This is a genomic window from Bdellovibrio sp. ArHS (assembly GCF_000786105.1).
In the GTDB taxonomy this organism is placed as follows: Bacteria; Bdellovibrionota; Bdellovibrionia; order Bdellovibrionales; family Bdellovibrionaceae; genus Bdellovibrio.
Window position 1 is genome coordinate 19,401 of the sequence record NZ_JTEV01000002.1, and the last position, 18,051, is coordinate 37,451.

Consider the following 18,051-nt stretch of genomic DNA (forward strand, 5'->3'; position numbering starts at 1 on the left):
GATGTCATCTAGAAATAATAAATCCATTCTTGATCTTCGTTCCCTTGAAAAAACAAAAATCGATTCTCTATTCTCTGTGGCAGACAGAATTGCTGCCTCTGACAAGGCGTTGAACGTTGAGGGCTTCGGAAAAACCGGAGCCCTTTTGTTTTTTGAGGCAAGCACGCGCACCCGCATGAGTTTCGAGACCGCTTGTGCGCGTTGGGGGATTTATCCTCTGCGCCTGGATGGAAAATCAGGAACCAGTCTTGAAAAAGGTGAAACATACGAAGACACCGTGCTGAACGTCGATGCGATGAAGCCTTCTTTCTTGGTGATTCGTTGTGGAGATGATTTAGATCTGGAAGACCTTGCAAAAAAAGTTCAGGCGCCGATCCTCAACGCGGGTTGGGGTAAAAAAGGTCATCCGACCCAGGCCTTGTTGGATGCTTACACTCTTCGTAAACATCTGGGAACGTGCGCAGGACAAAAACTTCTGATTGTGGGGGATGTTCGGCACAGTCGTGTGGCTTCCTCGCATTTTGAACTGGCTGAAAAACTGGGTTATGAAGTGGCGCTTTGCGGACCGGCGGAATTTTTACCTGAAACAGCTTCCTGCAAAGTATTCTCTTCGTTGCGCGAAGGGCTCTCTTGGGCGACGGCGGCGATGGCCTTGCGAGTGCAACTTGAGCGTCACGCGACGAAATATTCTTTGACGGACTACCGGCAGCACTATGGATTTACCAAGGCGAACTTGCAGTTTTTATCAGAGAAAGCCTTGATCTTGCATCCAGGGCCGATCAATCAGGGAACCGAGCTGGATACGGATGTTTTGCACGATCCGCGCTGTCAGGTTTTGGATCAGGTTTCAAATGGCGTATTAATTCGTCAAGCCATCGTGTATGCCACGGTGACGGAGGGAAAATAATGAAGGGTTATCTCGTACTAGAAAGTGGTGAAGTTTACACGGGCCTTTGGCATGGTGGAGAAGATCGCGCCGGTGAAGTCGTGTTCAATACCTCTCATTCCGGTTACGAGGAAATTGCGACGGACCCTTCCTATTTCGCGCAAATCGTGGTGATGACGGCCCCCATGCAGGGCAACTACGGTGTTGAAGACGACGTGTGGGAATCCAATCGTCTTTGGATCGAAGGATTTATCTGTCTGGAGATTCAAGACACGGAACGAGATCAGGCTTGGAAAAAAAGGCTTACAGAAAACAAAATTCCTCTCTTAACTGAAATTGACACCCGTAACTTGGTTCTGCGTTTGCGCCAAGGGGGAACTCCGTGGGGCGCTCTGGTTCAGGCCGCCTCTGAAACGGACGCGCGCCAAAAGGCCGACGTCTTGATTGCGGAAAAGAAGAAAATGGATAAAGACTGGGTTTATCTCGCCTCCCGTAAACAGCCCGAAACCCGTCGCGGAGACAACATGGTCGGACCGCGCATCGCAGTTTTGGATTTTGGCAGCAAAGAAAATATTTTGCGCGAACTGCAAAAGCGTTGTTCGGAAATTCGTATTTTCAACAGTCGTTCTGCCGTCCAGGAAATCATGGATTACAATCCCGACGGTATTATGCTGACAAACGGTCCAGGCGACCCGTCAGATGTCAAAATGGCAGTGGGCACCGTGCGAGAATTGATCGGGGTAAAACCTGTTTTTGGAATCTGCATGGGGCATCAGATTTTGGGGCTCGCTTTAGGTGCTAAAACTTATAAATTGAAGTTCGGCCATCGTGGCAGCAATCATCCTATTCGCGACACCCTGCTTAATCAGATTTACATGAGCAGTCAGAATCACGGATATGCTGTGGAAGCCAGCAGTTTGCCTGCGGACGCACAGGTCACGCACACAAACCTAAATGATGGCACTGTGGCAGGTTTTTATAGTGAAAAGAAGAAGTATTTAGGAATACAATATCACCCTGAAAGTTGTCCGGGGCCGCATGAAGCGTCCGGGCTGTTTAGTTTCTTTATTGAGCGGATGATATGAACGACTACGAAAAACTGATTGAAAAAATTCTGAATCACTTTGTCGGCGACTCTTTCAAAGATGAATTAGTCATGGCTAAAAAAGAGTTCTTCGATAATGCCGGAACTCTGGATGAAAACTCAGAGCACTACGAATCCCGTATGGCTCAGTTTTATGATTGGTATTTTTTCACGCGCGAGCTCAAAGGTTTTGGTCAAACTCCTTTGGACGCTTGTTTGCTGGTGCGCGAGCTGCGTTTTTCAGATGATGAACTGAAGACTTTAGAGATTTTAAAGCAGCACCGTCATTCTATTTTTGAGTTTATTAAAATCAAAAACGGCGACGTCTATATCAAAGATCTTTTGGCGAATAAAAAGCTGATCGTAAAACAGTCGTCTTATGTTTTCGGCTTTGATCCGGATGAACTTTTCGAGGTGCGTCTGATTCCGCAAGGGGATTCTTATGTTTTCGCCCGCGGCTTCTGTTTTCATCCGGAAAGTGCGAAGAAGTTTATTCTCAGCGAAGTAAAACGCCATCGTAAGGATCCTGATTTGGATCCGGATGTGTTGATGCTTCGTTTGATTAAAATGCGTTATAAATTTGAACAGTACAAACATGTAAGGCCTGAAATGATTTACTCCAATGAGGGGAAATTAGGCATTTAAAAGGGGGAAAGAGTGTCGCGTAAGTCCAGCCTAAAACGGGTATTGATTATTGGATCTGGACCCATCGTAATTGGACAAGCCTGTGAGTTTGATTACTCCGGCACTCAAGCCTGTAAGGCCCTGATGAAAGAAGGATTGGAAGTGATTCTTGTCAATTCCAATCCTGCGACCATCATGACGGACCCCGAGGTGGCCACCCGAGTTTATGTCGAGCCCCTGAAGGTTGAATATCTTGAAAAAATCATCGAAAAAGAAAAGCCCGATGCTGTGATCCCCACGTTAGGGGGGCAGACGGCGCTGAACTTGGCGCTTGATCTTCACGCTAAAGGCATTCTGCAAAAACACAAAGTCCAACTGTTGGGGGCGACTCCTGAAGTTATCAAGGCCGGAGAGGATCGCGAGATCTTCCGGGGATTGTTGGATAAAATTGGCGCGCGCTATCCGAAAAGCCATCTGGTGCGCACTTTCGAACATGGCATGCAGATCGCGGAGGACCTAGGTTATCCAATGATCCTGCGACCCAACTACACGCTAGGCGGTGGTGGGGGCGGGATTGCCTATTCGCCTGAAGAATACAAAAAGATGCTGGTGACTGCTTTGCATGAAAGCCCGACGTCTGAAGTTCTGGTAGAAGAAAGTATTCTGGGATGGAAAGAATTCGAGCTGGAAGTGATGCGTGACCATAAGGGCACATTCGTCGTCGTCTGCAGTATCGAGAATCTTGATCCTTGCGGCGTGCACACCGGTGACAGTATTACGGTCGCTCCTCAGCAAACCTTAAGTGACCGCGAATATCAGCATATGCGTGATGAAGCGTGCAAGATTATCAATGAAGTAGGTATTCAAACAGGCGGAGCTAACATTCAGTTCGCGGTCCATCCAACAACACGCGAACGCGTCGTGATTGAGATGAATCCGCGCGTAAGCCGTTCGTCCGCGTTGGCAAGTAAGGCGACGGGCTTTCCCATCGCCAAGATCGCCGCTTTGCTGGCGATTGGCTACAGCCTTGACGAACTTCAAAATGACATTACCAAGGTCACTCCGTCTTGTTACGAACCCGCGTTGGACTATGTCGTTACAAAAATTCCTCGATTTGCTTTTGAAAAATTCTCTGGTTCTAAGGACTCTTTGACGACACAAATGAAAAGCGTTGGCGAAGTCATGGGGATTGGCAGAACTTTACAAGAATCCCTGATGAAAGCGTTGGCAAGTCTTGAGAAAAATCCGCAAGGAATTCCGGAAGTGGCTTTGGAAATCGGAAAAGTTTCTTATCCGAATAGTCAGCGGATCTATCATCTTTTCCAGGCCTTCCGCGATGGAAAAACTGTGGCGGAAATCGAAGAATTGACTCGCATCAATCCGTATTTCCTGGAACAGATCGAGGCTCTGATCAAGTTCGAAGGCAAAATCAAAAATGACTTCAGCGAGGCGAATGCAGATCTGCTTCTTGCCGCGAAAAGAAAAGGTTTCACCGATGCCCGCATCGCCGTTTTGGCGGGAAAAAAGGAATCCGAAGTGCGCGCCCTCAGGGAAAAACAAGGTATTTTGCCGAAGTATCAACAGGTGGATACCTGTGCCGGAGAGTTCGAATCGACCACGCCTTACTTCTATTCTTCTTATTGGCCTTCGGTCTCTGCAAAAGTGAACGCCGCCAACGCCGTCGTGGTGATTGGCAGTGGGCCTAATCGCATTGGGCAAGGTATTGAATTCGACTACAGCTGCGTGCGTGGCGTGAAGGCCTTTCAAAAGGCCGGCAGCAAAGTGGTGATGGTCAATTCAAATCCCGAGACTGTTTCCACAGATTACGACACTTCAGACGTCTTGTTCTTTGAACCTCTGACGGCTGAAAGTCTGATTGAAATTATGCGCTTCATGCAGCCAATGGGTTTTGTGGCGCAGTTAGGCGGTCAAACGCCGATCAACGTCGCGCCGGAATTGGTGAAAGCTGGTTACAAACTTTTAGGCTCTTCTTTGGAAACCATCGATCTTGCGGAAGATCGTGGTCTATTCTCTAAAATCTGTCGCGAGTTGAACTTTGCCATTCCTAAATCGGCAATGGCGGGTTCCGTCGTAGAAGCTCTTCAACACGAAGAGGCTGTGGGCTATCCCATGATCTGCCGTCCTAGCTATGTGTTAGGCGGACGTCGCATGGAGGTCATCGAGAATCGTGATGAACTTCTTTCTTACTTCCAGCGCCACAAGGATTATATCTCGGCAGAAAAGCCCTGTTTGATGGATCAGTTTCTGGCGGGCGCCTTGGAAGTGGACGTGGATTTAGTACGTGGTCAGGATTGGACTGTTGTGGGCGGAGTCGTCGAACACATCGAAGCCGCCGGCGTGCACTCAGGGGATTCCATGGGTGTATTGCCACCACATCGCTTGAAAGATGAGACCTGTGAACGCATTGAAGACTTAAGTAAACGTTTGGCTGACCGTATCGGTGTGATTGGTCATTTGAATCTACAGCTCGCCGTTAAAAACGACGTGGTTTATATGCTTGAAGCCAATCCTCGCAGTTCACGCTCAGTGCCTTTTGTGGCTAAAGCGACCAGCATCCCGTTGATTGATTTGGGTGTTGCGGCCATGTTGGGCAAAAGGAAGAAAGATCTGAAGCTCGATGGCTTGAAATGGCGAAAGACACAGACTGTGTCAGTCAAAGGCGTGGTTTTCCCTTTCAAAAAGTTCCCGGAATCAGACTCGTTACTGGGGCCTGAGATGAAATCCACCGGTGAAAGCATGGGACGAGGAAAGAATTATTCCGAAGCGCTTTCCAAAGCCTTTCTTTCAAGTAACATAAGACTTCCGAAGATGGGGCAGGTCTTCTTCTCGCTGCGTGATAAAGATAAAGAGGGAATGCTCACTTTGGCGAAGGAACTGCAAAGAATGGGTTATGGTGTGTCGGCAACGACGGGCACCGCGACCTTCTTTAATGACCATGGCGTGAACTGTCTTTCGTTAAGAAAAGTCGATGAAGGACGTCCGCACTGTGTGGATAAGATCCGCTCAGGCGAAGTGGCCTTTGTCATCAATACCACCTCAGGCAAACGTGCCATTGAAGCCAGCTTCGACATTCGTCGAGCTTGCACGGATTACAATATTCCTTGTCTAACGGAAAGTGATGCTGCCGAGGCGTTTGTTCTTGCTTTGAAAAATGAAAGAAATGAGTCATCATCTGTCGAGGCCCTGACCCCGATGGAGGAATTTTGAAAAGACTCATTCTAGGACTTTGTACGCTGTTGGTTTTTTCAACTGTGAAGGCGGCGGAAACCAATGGTGCTGAAGCCACCCCACCGGCGATCACCATTGGTGTGATCCCGGGCGGAAATCCGGAAATTTTAAGAGAGCAAAGCCTTGGTTTGGCCAAAGAGCTGCAAGCCAAGCTCAATATCCCAGTGAATATTTACGTTTCCAAAAACTATGACGGCTTGATTGAAGCGATGAAGACGAAAAAAGTCGACTTCGCGTTCTTTTCATCGGCGACCTATGTTTTTGCCGAACAACAGGCGCAGGCGAAGGTGCTTTTAAAAAAAGTGTGGCACAATCCCTATTATTTTTCAGCGATCATCACGCCGGAAAAATCAGGAATTAAAAAGCTGAAAGACCTAAAAGGTAAACGCATTGCTTTTGTCGACGATAAGTCGTCCTCAGGTTATTTGTACCCGCAGGTAGCGCTGAGAAAAGTGGGACTTCAGCAAAAAGATTTTAAAGAAGTGGCGTTTTCTGGAAACCATCAGGCGTCCATTCAGTTCTTAGAGGCCAAAAAGGTCGATGCCGCCGCGGTTTTCAGTGATGACGAAAAAGGCGAGCAGGGGGCCTGGAAGCTTTTTGCCACGGATAAAAAAGCCAAATACCGTGTGCTTTGGATGAGTGCTCCGATTCCCAACGATCCGTTCTGTGTTCGTCAGGACTTCTATGATCTGTATCCTAAAGTCACACATACTTTGATGTTCACCCTGATCGATATCTTGGAATCTTTGAAAGATAAAAACACATACTCGGAAATTTTAGGGACTCGCGACTTGATGCCAGCCACTTCTAAACAGTATGATCCTGTCAGGGAGATGGTAAAAGCACTTGAGCTGAAACCTTAAGCTACATGTCGGTACTGACAGTTCGTAATCTGAATAAGACGTTTAAAGGCGGTCTTTTTGAAAAGGACCGTCACGTTCTTCGGGATGTCAGCTTCGCATTGCCAGAAGGCCAAACTTCCGGTTTCGTGGGCAGTAACGGCTCCGGCAAAACCACCTCCATCAAATGCCTTTTTGATTTCATCCGGCCTGATAGCGGGGAAATTCTTTTTTTTGGGCGCTCTCTTAGCAGTGAAATAAAAACGCGCATAGGGTACCTTCCGGAACGGCCCTATCTTTATGAATTCCTGACAGGCATGGAATTTCTTAAGCTGCACTGGAACCTTTGTTACGGTTCGTCTTTAAAAGGATTTTACGAAAGAGCGCACGAGGCTTTGAAAAAGGTCGACTTGATGGAGGCCAAAGACCGTCGTCTGCGGACTTACTCCAAAGGAATGTTGCAAAGGATTGGTATCGCCCAAGCAATTCTCACGCGTCCTGACTTGCTGATCTTGGATGAGCCGATGTCGGGTTTGGACCCCGATGGTCGGGCCATGGTCAAAGATATCCTGCGCGAAGAACAAAAGCGGGGAGTCAGTCTTTTCTTCAGCAGCCACTTGCTTCAAGACATGGAAGAGCTTTGCTCGCACCTGGTGGTGATTAATCGCGGTCAAATTCTCTATGACGGGGTGCTGACTGCGTTTATGTCCGAGTTCCAAAGTTTGGAAAGAGCATTTTCTGTTCTGAAAGGCAAAGAGGAGGCCCATGGCTAAATTGTGGGCTTTGGCCAGAACGACCTTGCGGGAAATGTTGCGCGAACGCGTCTTTTTGGTCGTGGTTTTAATAGCGGTGGCTCTTTTGGCGCTCAGTTTTTTATTGGGAGCCCTGTCCTTCGCGGAACAACAAAAAATTCTTACTGACTTCGGTTTTTTAGCCATCCAAGTGGCCGCTTTAGGGGTGGCTCTTTTTTCGGGTTCGTACTTGCTCGCGAAAGAAATCGAAAAACAAACCTGTCTTTTGATCTTATCTCGGCCCGTCACGCGGGATCAGTTCATTCTGGGTAAACTCTTTGGGGTCCTGGCCTTGAACACTCTTTTGATTGGCGCCCTCGCCGTCCTTTTATGGGGCCTCTTAGGTCTGTGGAAAACTCCGAACCTTTGGGGAAATTATTTTTTTATTTGCTTAAGTCTGTGGTTTGAAAGCGCTGTGGTGCTTTGCCTGGTGATTTGTTTCAGTTTGCTTGTGCGGCCGGTTCTGGCATTAGGGGCCGGTGTGATGGTGTTTTTATTGGGACACTGGCTGGGGGATCTGGCGTTTTTTGCGGAAAAAAGCAAAGAGCAGGCTTTTATCTACGCAGTTGAAGTGTTTCACTGGATCACGCCCAATCTTTACCGCATGAACTGGAAGTCGTTTTACTTTCTTGAGCAGGGCATTCCCGCTTCTCACGTAGGTTGGATGGTGGCTCACATGACCGGCTGGGCTCTGATTTTAATTCTTGTAACGAATTTTTTCTTCAGGAGAAAAGACATTGTTTGATCAGGATATCTTCTTTTTAGTTGTTTTCTTTATTCTGGGCGCTCTTTTTGGCAGTTTCGGCAATGTCGTAATCTATCGTCTTCCCAAGGATGAAAGCGTGGTTAAGCCGCGTAGTTATTGTTATAGCTGCAAAAAACAGATCAAATGGTACGACAACATCCCGATATTTAGCTGGTTCCTTTTGCGCGGGCGTTGTCGCCACTGTGGTGCTAAATTCTCTTTCCGTTACCCTTTGGTCGAGTTGATCATGGCGTCGCTGTTCGCGCTCAGCTATCACTATGTGGGATTCTCTTGGTCGTTGCTCGAATATCTGATTTTCATTTTTGGTTTGGTGGTCTGCACTTTCATCGATTTCGATCACATGATCTTGCCTGACGAGTTCACTTTATCCGGAATCGTCATCGGGCTCGTGGGGGCTGCGTTGAATCCACAGCGTGAATTCGTGGATGCTCTTTTAGGCGTGTTGATGGGGGGCGGATTCCTCTGGGGAATGGCCTATGTGTATTACCTACTGACTAAAAACGAAGGCATGGGTGGAGGTGACATCAAGCTTCTGGCTTGGATCGGAGCTCTTTTGGGTTGGAAAGCCATTCCCTTTGTTATCATGTCATCCGCCATCGTCGGGAGTGTTGTCGGAATCGTAATGTCGCGAAAACAAAAGGCTGGACTAAAGACGGTGATTCCCTTTGGGCCCTATCTCGCTCTGGGTGCTATTTTCTATCTTTTTGGCGGCGAAACGATCGCTCTTTGGTATTTCGATCTGTTCTTACCCGGGGTCTAGGTCTGGCTGGACCTAGGACTATAAGCTTATATTCGTCTCAGAAGCTAGACCCCTTATTTGACATTCACATTCCAAGCAGAAATAATTTTATTATTTAGGACTTGCGTCTAAAGGACGTAAGTCTTTGAAAAGACATCTGGTGGATACAACTGGGGAAGCAGCGTAAGCATGTTTTTTAAGTCAAAGAAAGTTATCGGACTCGACATCGGAACGAGTTCCATCAAGCTTGCTGAAATGGACTTCAATGGTAAAGGAGCCCAACTGCTTTCCTTTGGTTTCGCGCCAACACCTCCCAATGCCGTTTCTGGTGGCGAGATCGTGGACATCGGATCTGTAGGGATCGCAATTCAGTCTCTGGTCAACGAAGTCAAATCCAAGCGCAAAAGTCTTGCGACGGCCATGTGGGGAACTGCGGTGATCGTGAAAAAAATCACGATTCCACGCATGGATAAAAAACTGATCAAAGACCAAATTCGTTTTGAAGCTGAACAATACATCCCGTTTGATATTAACAATATTAGTTTGGCTCACCACATTCTCTCGGGCAGCAGTTCGCCCGACACCATGGATATTCTTCTGATTGCCGCGCAAAACGAACTTGTTACTCAGTACACTCAGGTTATCGAGATCAGCGGACTGAGCTGCGGTGTTCTCGATGTGAGTGGTTTTGCGTTAGCCAATGCCTTCGAACTCAACTACGGAAAAATTCCTGGTGAGGTGGTTGGCATCCTGAACTTCGGTGCGGCGATCACGAATTTCGTGGTTCTGCAAAATGGAGAAGTGATTTTCTGTCGCGATATTCCTGTGGGTGGTGCGAACTACACAAATGAGATTCATAAAGCAATGGGTGTCACGGTGGCCGAAGCGGAAGCCTTAAAGCTCAGTGCGATTTCTCGTCGGGAAGTTCCTGACGAAGTCCATTCGATTATCAGTGCCACCAATGAGGCCGTGACAGAAGAAATTCGCAGCAGTTTGGATTTCTTAAGTGCGACGACCAATGGCTTGGTGTTGAACCGCTGTTTCTTCACCGGAGGAAGCTCGGCGACTTCCGGTTTAACGGAAACTGTTTCTCGCGTTACGGGTATCCTGATGGAGCCCTTCAATCCTTTCTTGCGCGTGAAAGCCAATCCCAAAAAATTCTCTCCGGAATATTTGGAGCAGATCAGCTCATTTGCGGCCGTAGTTACCGGTTTGGCTCTTCGTGAAGTGGGGGATTCGACATGATTAAGATCAATCTTGCCACCTCTACCGTCAGTCCTTCCGTCGGAGCCTCACTCGGAATTTCATCCGATGGTTTTGTTTCTCCTGATGAGGCCCGCAAGGAGGCGCTGAAGCGTCTCGTCCTACTTTTGGTGGGGCCTGCCGCTCTCTATATTTATGAAAATCAGAACATTCCAGGCAAGGTCGCGGACCTCAATGCAAAAACCCAGGTCTTAAGTGAGCTGCAAAGTTATAACTCGCGCCAGGCGGCTTCGGTTGCAGAAATTAAAAAATTTAAAGAAGACGAAGCTCTGATGGCAGCGCGTATTTCGGCGCTGGAAAAATTGGCCAAGGACCGACAACGGGAAGTTCGGGTCATGGATCTTTTGCAGTCGTTGATTCCGGAAAAAGCCTGGTTAACCCGTATCCAAATCAACCCGGATCGCGTGAACATCCAAGGCTTGGCATTGAGTGATTTCGAGGTGTCCACGTTCCTGGAAGCTTTAACAAAAAGTGTTTTCTTGATGGATGTCAATCTGGTCAGCTCTAGCGAGGTGACCCAGGACGGCTCCATTCTTAAGAAGTTTGAAATCAGCTGCTTGTTGGAGAGACCGGAATGAATAAGTTTTTTGAAGTTCTCGCAGCTCAACAGGTCGGTAAAATTCTTCTCATCGGTTTGGCTTTGACCGCTTTTTATTGGTATGCCCTTTACGATGATGGTTCCACCATTGATTCGCAAGTAGCTTCGGTCACACAACAGCTGCAAGAAGAAGAAAAGAAAAAGAAAGATACGGACGCGACCTTAAAACAAGTGCAGGAAATGCAGGAAAAAGTAGGTCAACTCAGCCAGAAATATCAGGAGATTTCTCGTCGTTTGCCTTCGGCTTTATTTTCGATTGATATCAATAAAGCCATTGATGATTTTGCTCGTAATGCGGGTGTCAGCGTGAAGATGAAAAAGCCCGCTGAAAACATCAAAAGAGAAGTCGTTGAAGAAGTTCCGGTTGAGGTGACTTTGGAAGGAACTTACGCCGAGTTGGCTCAGTTTGCCTATCTGGTATCTGCGGCAGAGCGTATGTCTCGCGTGAAAAATGTTATTGTGACAAGACCCGAACCGGTGACCGGCGGGAAACTAAAATTTGAGGGTCAGGTTGTAGGATACAAGCTTGCGCCTGAACAAAAGAAACCTGAGGGTACGGAGACTCCCAAGTGAAGTCTGTAAGATGGATTGTGTCTTACATTTTAGTGGCGGCAATAGGACTCTGGCTTGCATTTGCAGTCAGCGTGCGATTTATTACGCCCGCGCAGTCTCAGGAAGCCCCTTCGTCGGGTGACCTTCCCGCTGACTTTTTGAAAGAGGTCGAGGCGACCCAAGTTCCACCTACAGGGGGGACGGGAAAACCCGCGGCCGCTCCGGCAGAAACACCTGCTGCTCAAACGCCACCCGCAGCTCAGCCGACAGTGCCGCCACCACCGATGGATATTCCTGTGGGCGACACGGTGACAGCACCGGCCCCTTCGGCCTCCGATATTCTTCCCCGCGATGGTTATATGTATGACCCAACTGGGAAACGCGACCCTTTCAAACCATTCCGAACGGTTCGTCCGACACTGACTGAAGCGAACAAGTCTGCGGCTGAAGTGTTGGAACCTTTGCAGCGGTGGGAAACCGATCGTTTGCAGATCGTGGGTATTTTGTGGGACGTATCAACGCCTCGAGCGATGGTGCGTGATCCCGACGGTGCCGTATTTACAGTTACAAAAAACTCTAAGATTGGTCGAAACGAAGGATTTGTAGCGGCCATTCGCGAAGGTGAAATTGTCGTCGTTGAAACAAAATACGAGGACGGGAAATCCATCAAAGAATCTCGCATTTTAGAGTTGAGAAAATAGTTTTTTATACCTAAGGAGGAGCTAATGAAAGGATTCATTAGATTATTAATCCTAAGTGCAATGATTGCATCCCTGACCTCTTGTGCCAGTCGTCCGGTAGAGGATGACGAATTATCTTTGGATGGCGCTGATTCGGCCGAGGTCGCTCCTGCGGACTCTGGAGCTCAAGATGATTTCGCGGAATTCGACGAATCCGGCTCTGGCCAACAGGCCGAAGCGGCTCCTGCGGAGCAAGGGGACCAAGACCTCGCCATTGAAGAAGAGATCAATCAATCTTCTGACGTGCCTCAACAAGCAGAAGGAGCTCCTGCACCTGAGGAAACGTCTCCGACGGAGGACCCCTTCGCGGATACGACAGTTGCGGATGCGCCAACACCAACTCCAGATGTGCCGGCGGAGCCGACGGTCACAGAAACAATTCCCACGCCCGTTCAAGAAACAGCGCCGGTTGTTAACAATGGTGAGCCGGCAATGATCACGGATCTTCAATTTAAGGCTAACGAAACCGGCGGAACGGTGATCGTCAATGCGAACAAGCCTTTGACTTACACAACCCGCACGAATCCGGATTTGCGTCAGTTTGTTATTGAAGTCGACAATGCTACGTTGCCAGACCGATTAAAGCGTTCTTTGAACACTCGTGATATCAAGGGCAGCGTTGGTGCGATTGATGCCTATCAAAACCCGGGTTCGACAACAGCCCGCTTTGTGATCCAGTTGCGCGAAGGCGTGGCAGAGCCGACGGTTCAATCTGAAGGCAATGCTCTTTTGATCGTAGCCAATAGTTCTGGAGAAGCGAGTTCTACCGTTCAGGCCACACCCGTGGAAGAACCACCGCAACAGCAAATTCTTCCGAGTCAAAATCTTCAGGAATTTTTGGCTGGAAACACGAAGTTCTACGGTAAAAAAATTTCTATCGAAACGAACAATATGGATATTCGTGACGCTTTGAACTTCATCACTGAAGAAAGCGGCGTGAACATGGTTCTTTCCGAAGATGTGAAAGGCAACATCAGTCTGAAGCTTCGCCAAGTACCTTGGGATCAGGCCTTGGTTGTCATTATGAAAGCGAAAAAGCTTGGTTACACTCGCCAAGGCAATGTCCTGCGTATCGCCCCTCTTCAGGATTTAAGAGCCGAAGAAGATGATGCCAATAAGCTGGCTCAAGCGCGCAAAAATATTGAGCCTCTTAAAGTTCGCATGTTTCCAGTTAGCTATGCCCGCGTTGATGAGCTTGAAAAGAAAATCAAAGATTTCTTAGGTGATCGCGGTCGGGTGGTCGGTGATGTGCGCACGAACGCCCTGGTTGTTACCGATATCGAAGAAAATCTGGAAAGAGCGGCAAAGTTGATCGCCAGCTTGGATACGCAACCACCGCAAGTTCTGGTTGAAGGAAAAATCGTCGAGGCGAAAGAAAGTTTCACTCGCAACATCGGGATCAATTGGGGAGCCACCGGTTCGCCTATCAAATTGGGTTCGACCGCTCGCGGTCCTGTGAATATGAATCCCAGCTTTAACGTCAATCCGACGGCAACAACCCCGGGCAACTTCAATTTCAACCTGAGCGTTGGTACTTTGGATGTCTTCGGAACTTTGCAGGCGGCTTTAGCGCTTTCTGAAACCGAAGAGCAGGTGAAGGTCATTTCCGCGCCACGAATCATGACCATGACGAATGAAAAAGCGGACATCACGCAAACGACGGAAGTGCCTGTACGTCAGGTGACTCAGAATGGGACAGCCACTCAGGAAACGTTCCAGTTCAAACCATTGACGATGAAATTAGAGGTGACTCCTCAGGTGACTGCCGATGGTTCTGTTATAATGAAAGTGAACGTGAACAGACAGTTCCAAGGTGCTGATACGAGCGGGGCTGGTCAGGGCGCTTTTGCCGTGAACAGCCGTGAAGCCAACACTCGTGTCCTTGTGAAGAACGGCCAAACAGCCGTGATTGGTGGTATCTATCAAAGTGATGCCACCGACGGTGAAACCGGTGTTCCTTGGTTGCGAGACGTCCCGTATATCAGCTACCTGTTTAAAACGAAGAACGTGAGAAAAGATAAAACCGAGCTTTTGGTCTTCTTAACTCCGAGAATCATCGGAGCCCTGGACGCCTCAAGCCCGCAAACTCAGGACTTCTAAAAGGAACACGAATGAAAAAAATAATGTACGTTCTGATCCTTGTTTTAACGGCCAATCTGATGGCTTGCGCCCAAGAAGATGGAAATGTGGACGTGTCGATCACGTCCTCAACACTGCCTCTCATTCCGGCGACAGCGGTGAGTTGTTTAGCGCAAAGAAACGCCGGTTCGGATGCGGCAACACCTGATGTGTCAGCGAGCTATTTTAAGATTCCCGTCATCACATTTACCCGCAAAGACACCAGCAAAACATTGATTATCGCCTTTATCCGCGTTTCCATCCAAATTCCCGGAAGTGCCTCGCCAGTGACGTGTGAATATGGCGGAGACCAGTTGGCGGCTTTGCGCACAGAGTGGTTCAACAATGCGACCAAAGAAGCTGCCATTCCCGTGGGGGAGGCCTCCTATGCGACAGGCTGTGCGATGTATTGCGGCGGCATCAACTCCACGAATCAGTTTGTTGCGACAGGAACCCTGGAGGTCTTCGGTTTAGAACGAGACGACAGCCAGAACGAAACTCCGGTTAAAGTGCAGACGACGATCACGATTCAAAGCTACTAAGAAGTTTAATACTCGAAAAACCCCGGTCCAAGCCGGGGTTTTTATTTTATGCAGGAAATCTGCGGAGCCGAAATCACACTTCCCGAAACTCCCGAGATCCCATAGCAAACCGTTCCATCTGCCTGTTTAATTTGATAAAGATATGCCGTAGTGCTGGAGCCGGTAACCAGCAGAGAGACGGTTTCCACCGAGGTCCCATCAGAGAAGGCTCCTGTCGCCTTTGGCAAGAGGGATGAGCTTTGACCTCCAGCTTGATAGGCTGCCACAGAGCCGCCGATCACCATCGCAATCGCCGCCACGACACATAATGAACTGCGCATGCATTCCTCCTATGTCTTCAGTGAACAGGCACCACTTTGCGTCGGCAAGACAAACTCCTGCAATGTCAGCCTGTTAGGCGGCAAGATCTTAAAGTTACATAATCTTTCAGTGATTTCTGCGGATAAATGGTTTACGACAGGGGCATGGATCTTTTCTCATCATCTAGCGCCGCCTTAAGTTCATCGCCGTTATCTGAGATTCTTCGCCCGAAGAACCTTGATGAAATTATTGGACAGGATAAAACTTTGGGGCCGAAATCGAAACTCGGCCAGATGTTAAGAAAAGGATACCTTCCCAGCCTGATTATTTGGGGGCCTCCTGGGACAGGAAAAACCACGTTTGCATTGGCCTTGTCCCAGCACTTCAACGCTCATTTTGAAAATATCAATGCAGTCGATGCTGGCGCGAAAGTTTTGCGCGAAGTGGGAGAAAAGGGCAAAGACCGTCGCCTGCAGTTCCAGCAAAAGACAGTTCTTTTTGTCGATGAAATCCATCGGTTTAATAAGGCTCAGCAGGATGTGCTTTTGCCATTTGTGGAAAAAGGCGATTTGGTTTTGGTGGGGGCCACGACCGAAAACCCCAGCTACGAATTAAACCGCGCTCTTTTAAGCCGCTGTCGCGTGGTGATTTTTGAACGTCTTTCCGAAGAGGATTTAAGCAAGATCCTTCTGCGTGCGGAAGTCCACTATAAAAAACCTCTCGAACGAATTCTGACTAAAGAGGCGATTAACAATCTTCTTGAGTATTCCGACGGGGATGCTCGTCGCCTGATCAACAGTCTGGAAATTCTTTATAACTTCACGAAGGATCAAGAAGACGGGGAGCGCCTTGATGTCAACGACATGCGTGAGCTTTTGCAGCAAAACCCTTTGGGTTACGACAAAAGTTCCGAAATGCATTACGACCTGATTTCCGCTTTTATAAAAAGTGTGCGCGGCAGTGATCCCGACGCCGCCGTTTACTATTTGGCCCGCATGATTGATGGCGGAGAAGATCCCGTCTTTATCGCGCGCCGTCTGATCATTCTGGCCTCAGAAGATATCGGGAATGCTGATCCGCGTGCCATTTCCGTCGCCGTTTCGGGTCTCCAAGCGGTCGAAGCAATTGGACTTCCAGAAGGGGCTATCACTCTTGCGCAAGTGACCACTTACCTAGCTTGCTGTCCCAAATCGAATGCGTCTTACATGGCGCTAAACAATGCGCGCGCACTGGTTGAAAAAACACGGACTCAGCCTGTCCCATTGCACTTGCGCTCGGCGAAAACGGCGTTGGCCAAAGATTTGGGCTATGGGCGTGACTACAAATATCCCCATAATTATCCCACAGGCTGGGTAGAACAAAATTATTTGCCCGAAGACTTACAGACTGAGCCTCTATATGAACCGACGAACCGGGGTTTTGAAAAGAATATCCGCGATTATTTGAATTGGATGAAGGGGCATAAACCTGAAAAATAAAAAAAGAGAAAGAAGCCCTTTCTCTTTTTTATTTCGCGAATTTGGTGAAACTTAAATAGCTCTTTGCGCGCATACACAGACACACCCTTGCGCCCCTTGTGCCACGTGCGAATGTTTGGTGTTAGCGGGTATTTCAACACGGTCCCCTGGACGCAGAACGAACTGATTTCCTGAAATATTAAAGATCATTTCTCCAGAAACAATAATGCGAACCTCAGCAAAAGGATGGCGATGATCTTGAACCTTCATCTGCGGTTCGTAAACCTCATCATAAGGTTCCAACCCCTCTGATTCCAAAATCATATGAACTTGTTCTTTGCTCGGAACGACCGGAGCCTGCCAGCGTGTGATGATCATAAGTAGCCTCTTTCGTTTCCCTTATCTCAAATCGGCACAGCGAAAACAAGTCACAGCGCCGCTGAATCTCTTGATGAAACACTATCTCCAATTTTAGTTCAAATTGCGACAGGATAAGGGACCTGTTTATTATCTTTTTTTGTTTTGTCGTTAAGTCCTTTTGTGGATTGTCGATACCTACCATGTATGAGAGGGACACCCTTTAATTAGGGGAGGGTATTTTGAGTATTAAATCTAAGTCGACACATGCTGAATTAGATCACATCTTGAATTTTGTCGATGCATCGAAGGGTCTTCGTGCAAAGATCAACGAGTCAGGACGAGTGCAAATTCGCCAGGACCTGGACGGAAAGCTCTTCAGCTTTAATTCTCAAGAAGTGAACGAAGTCCTTCATCGTGCGGATTCAGAAGGTAAGCCGTTCATTCAAGTTAACTTCAAGAATGGAACAAAAGTTCTTCTGACGGAAACCCTTGTGGGATTCAAGCCGCTGGAAACACTGGGTCTGGATATGGGGCGTATTCCTAAAGTAGTGACCACGCCAGATCTTGTTAGTGTCTTCGATGCCATCGAAGAGTCTTTAGGCGCCGACAATGGACTTGATCATGAAGTTGAGATTCTTAAAAAGGTATATATGGCCATTGTTTCTGGTGGAGAAAAGGTCGGATTTGACCTCACCACGGAAAGAGCCTGGCTCAATAGGCTTGTTGCGTCAAAATTTAAAGCCAGCGCATAAATTAACGTAAAATCAGATACTTAAAGAAAGATTGCTAAAAACCGAGGCAGAAACCTCGGTTTACTTATTAAGCAACTTCGACCGCGAATTAAATTTTCGAAAAAAAGCTATTGACCTTTTTGGGCCGTTACGAGAAAACAGCTCCACTTTGTTCGGGGGCATAGCTCAGCTGGGAGAGCATCTGATTTGCATTCAGAAGGTCGCAGGTTCGATCCCTGTTGCCTCCACCAATTTTTTATTTATGACGTTCGTCTCGAACGAAAAAAATAAAAAAAGAACATTGACGGGGACAAAAAAATCGTTAAGATTGGTTCCTCGCGCTTCGGCAACGAAGCTTTGAATTAAGAATTTTCGCTCTTTGAAAACTGAATAGCTAGAATGATAGATTTTT

The 18,051-nt window shown here is 47.9% G+C and carries 18 protein-coding genes and 1 tRNA gene; 17 read left to right on the forward strand and 2 right to left on the reverse strand.

Features of this window, described 5'->3' with window-relative positions:
• The first annotated feature begins 1 nt into the window (after nt 1).
• The 14 genes from OM95_RS00775 to OM95_RS00840 all read left to right on the forward strand — a co-directional run bounded on the left by OM95_RS00775 (nt 2) and on the right by OM95_RS00840 (nt 14,791).
• Entirely contained in the window at nt 2–907 is a 906-nt protein-coding gene (locus OM95_RS00775; protein ID WP_041869257.1) for an aspartate carbamoyltransferase catalytic subunit, read from the forward strand.
• Complete coding sequence (gene carA, locus OM95_RS00780; RefSeq protein ID WP_041869259.1) at nt 907–1,971, forward strand: glutamine-hydrolyzing carbamoyl-phosphate synthase small subunit; 1,065 nt, start codon at nt 907–909, stop codon at nt 1,969–1,971. The genes OM95_RS00775 and carA overlap by 1 nt, the downstream gene beginning before the upstream one ends.
• A complete protein-coding gene (locus OM95_RS00785; protein ID WP_041869261.1) occupies nt 1,968–2,615 on the forward strand; it encodes a hypothetical protein in 648 nt (215 codons plus the stop codon). The genes carA and OM95_RS00785 overlap by 4 nt, the downstream gene beginning before the upstream one ends.
• A 12-nt stretch (nt 2,616–2,627) precedes the next feature.
• On the forward strand, nt 2,628–5,822 hold the full coding sequence (carB, locus tag OM95_RS00790) for a carbamoyl-phosphate synthase large subunit (protein ID WP_041869263.1): 3,195 nt from the start codon (nt 2,628–2,630) through the stop codon (nt 5,820–5,822).
• Nucleotides 5,819–6,706 carry a phosphate/phosphite/phosphonate ABC transporter substrate-binding protein gene (phnD, locus tag OM95_RS00795; protein WP_041869264.1) on the forward strand — a complete coding sequence of 296 codons (888 nt, stop codon included), beginning with the start codon at nt 5,819–5,821 and terminating at the stop codon, nt 6,704–6,706. Before carB ends, phnD begins: the two co-directional genes overlap by 4 nt.
• 5 nt (nt 6,707–6,711) lie before the next feature.
• A complete protein-coding gene (locus OM95_RS00800) occupies nt 6,712–7,455 on the forward strand; it encodes an ABC transporter ATP-binding protein (protein WP_041869265.1) in 744 nt (247 codons plus the stop codon).
• Nucleotides 7,448–8,218 carry an ABC transporter permease gene (locus OM95_RS00805; RefSeq protein WP_041869267.1) on the forward strand — a complete coding sequence of 257 codons (771 nt, stop codon included), beginning with the start codon at nt 7,448–7,450 and terminating at the stop codon, nt 8,216–8,218. Before OM95_RS00800 ends, OM95_RS00805 begins: the two co-directional genes overlap by 8 nt.
• Nucleotides 8,211–8,999 (forward strand): A24 family peptidase, encoded by a 789-nt coding sequence (locus OM95_RS00810; protein WP_041869269.1) that lies wholly within the window; start codon nt 8,211–8,213, stop codon nt 8,997–8,999. Before OM95_RS00805 ends, OM95_RS00810 begins: the two co-directional genes overlap by 8 nt.
• A 168-nt stretch (nt 9,000–9,167) precedes the next feature.
• On the forward strand, nt 9,168–10,223 hold the full coding sequence (pilM, locus tag OM95_RS00815) for a type IV pilus assembly protein PilM (RefSeq protein WP_041869270.1): 1,056 nt from the start codon (nt 9,168–9,170) through the stop codon (nt 10,221–10,223).
• Nucleotides 10,220–10,819, forward strand: a complete 600-nt coding sequence (locus tag OM95_RS00820) for a PilN domain-containing protein (protein WP_041869272.1) — start codon at nt 10,220–10,222, stop codon at nt 10,817–10,819. The genes pilM and OM95_RS00820 overlap by 4 nt, the downstream gene beginning before the upstream one ends.
• Nucleotides 10,816–11,412: a type 4a pilus biogenesis protein PilO gene (pilO, locus tag OM95_RS00825; RefSeq protein WP_041869274.1), complete on the forward strand. Its 597-nt coding sequence runs from the start codon at nt 10,816–10,818 to the stop codon at nt 11,410–11,412. Before OM95_RS00820 ends, pilO begins: the two co-directional genes overlap by 4 nt.
• Entirely contained in the window at nt 11,409–12,092 is a 684-nt protein-coding gene (locus OM95_RS00830) for a pilus assembly protein PilP (RefSeq protein ID WP_041869276.1), read from the forward strand. Before pilO ends, OM95_RS00830 begins: the two co-directional genes overlap by 4 nt.
• Before the next feature lie 24 nt (nt 12,093–12,116).
• On the forward strand, nt 12,117–14,231 hold the full coding sequence (gene pilQ / locus OM95_RS00835; RefSeq protein ID WP_291515403.1) for a type IV pilus secretin PilQ: 2,115 nt from the start codon (nt 12,117–12,119) through the stop codon (nt 14,229–14,231).
• A gap of 11 nt (nt 14,232–14,242) precedes the next feature.
• Nucleotides 14,243–14,791, forward strand: coding sequence for a hypothetical protein (locus OM95_RS00840; protein ID WP_041869280.1), 549 nt, complete (start codon nt 14,243–14,245; stop codon nt 14,789–14,791).
• Between the two features lie 41 nt (nt 14,792–14,832).
• Here the strand turns inward: OM95_RS00840 and OM95_RS00845 are convergent, their stop codons facing one another.
• The gene (locus OM95_RS00845) at nt 14,833–15,111 is read right to left on the reverse strand and encodes a hypothetical protein (RefSeq protein ID WP_041869282.1); all 279 of its coding nucleotides are present in this window, start codon (nt 15,109–15,111) and stop codon (nt 14,833–14,835) included.
• Between the two features lie 144 nt (nt 15,112–15,255).
• Between OM95_RS00845 and OM95_RS00850 the strand changes: the two genes are divergently transcribed.
• Complete coding sequence (locus OM95_RS00850) at nt 15,256–16,569, forward strand: replication-associated recombination protein A (RefSeq protein WP_041869284.1); 1,314 nt, start codon at nt 15,256–15,258, stop codon at nt 16,567–16,569.
• 51 nt (nt 16,570–16,620) lie between these two features.
• Here the strand turns inward: OM95_RS00850 and OM95_RS00855 are convergent, their stop codons facing one another.
• Nucleotides 16,621–16,926, reverse strand: a complete 306-nt coding sequence (locus OM95_RS00855; RefSeq protein ID WP_041869286.1) for a cupin domain-containing protein — start codon at nt 16,924–16,926, stop codon at nt 16,621–16,623.
• A 221-nt stretch (nt 16,927–17,147) separates the two neighbouring features.
• On the opposite strand from OM95_RS00855, the gene OM95_RS00860 reads away from it, so the two are divergent.
• Complete coding sequence (locus OM95_RS00860; RefSeq protein ID WP_291515404.1) at nt 17,148–17,660, forward strand: hypothetical protein; 513 nt, start codon at nt 17,148–17,150, stop codon at nt 17,658–17,660.
• 154 nt (nt 17,661–17,814) lie between these two features.
• Nucleotides 17,815–17,890 (forward strand) — tRNA-Ala (locus OM95_RS00865).
• Nucleotides 17,891–18,051: the final 161 nt, after the last annotated feature.

Bases quoted from the DNA above. Each gene is read 5' to 3' on its own strand.
- carA (WP_041869259.1), top strand. From the start codon at position 907: ATGAAGGGTTATCTCGTACTAGAAAGTGGTGAAGTTTACACGGGCCTT.
- OM95_RS00800 (WP_041869265.1), top strand. From the start codon at position 6,712: ATGTCGGTACTGACAGTTCGTAATCTGAATAAGACGTTTAAAGGCGGT.
- pilQ (WP_291515403.1), top strand. From the start codon at position 12,117: ATGAAAGGATTCATTAGATTATTAATCCTAAGTGCAATGATTGCATCC.
- OM95_RS00845 (WP_041869282.1), bottom strand. From the start codon at position 15,111: ATGCGCAGTTCATTATGTGTCGTGGCGGCGATTGCGATGGTGATCGGC.
- OM95_RS00840 (WP_041869280.1), top strand. From the start codon at position 14,243: ATGAAAAAAATAATGTACGTTCTGATCCTTGTTTTAACGGCCAATCTG.
- OM95_RS00820 (WP_041869272.1), top strand. From the start codon at position 10,220: ATGATTAAGATCAATCTTGCCACCTCTACCGTCAGTCCTTCCGTCGGA.
- OM95_RS00855 (WP_041869286.1), bottom strand. From the start codon at position 16,926: ATGATCATCACACGCTGGCAGGCTCCGGTCGTTCCGAGCAAAGAACAA.
- OM95_RS00850 (WP_041869284.1), top strand. From the start codon at position 15,256: ATGGATCTTTTCTCATCATCTAGCGCCGCCTTAAGTTCATCGCCGTTA.
- pilO (WP_041869274.1), top strand. From the start codon at position 10,816: ATGAATAAGTTTTTTGAAGTTCTCGCAGCTCAACAGGTCGGTAAAATT.
- pilM (WP_041869270.1), top strand. From the start codon at position 9,168: ATGTTTTTTAAGTCAAAGAAAGTTATCGGACTCGACATCGGAACGAGT.
- OM95_RS00775 (WP_041869257.1), top strand. From the start codon at position 2: ATGTCATCTAGAAATAATAAATCCATTCTTGATCTTCGTTCCCTTGAA.
- OM95_RS00805 (WP_041869267.1), top strand. From the start codon at position 7,448: ATGGCTAAATTGTGGGCTTTGGCCAGAACGACCTTGCGGGAAATGTTG.
- OM95_RS00785 (WP_041869261.1), top strand. From the start codon at position 1,968: ATGAACGACTACGAAAAACTGATTGAAAAAATTCTGAATCACTTTGTC.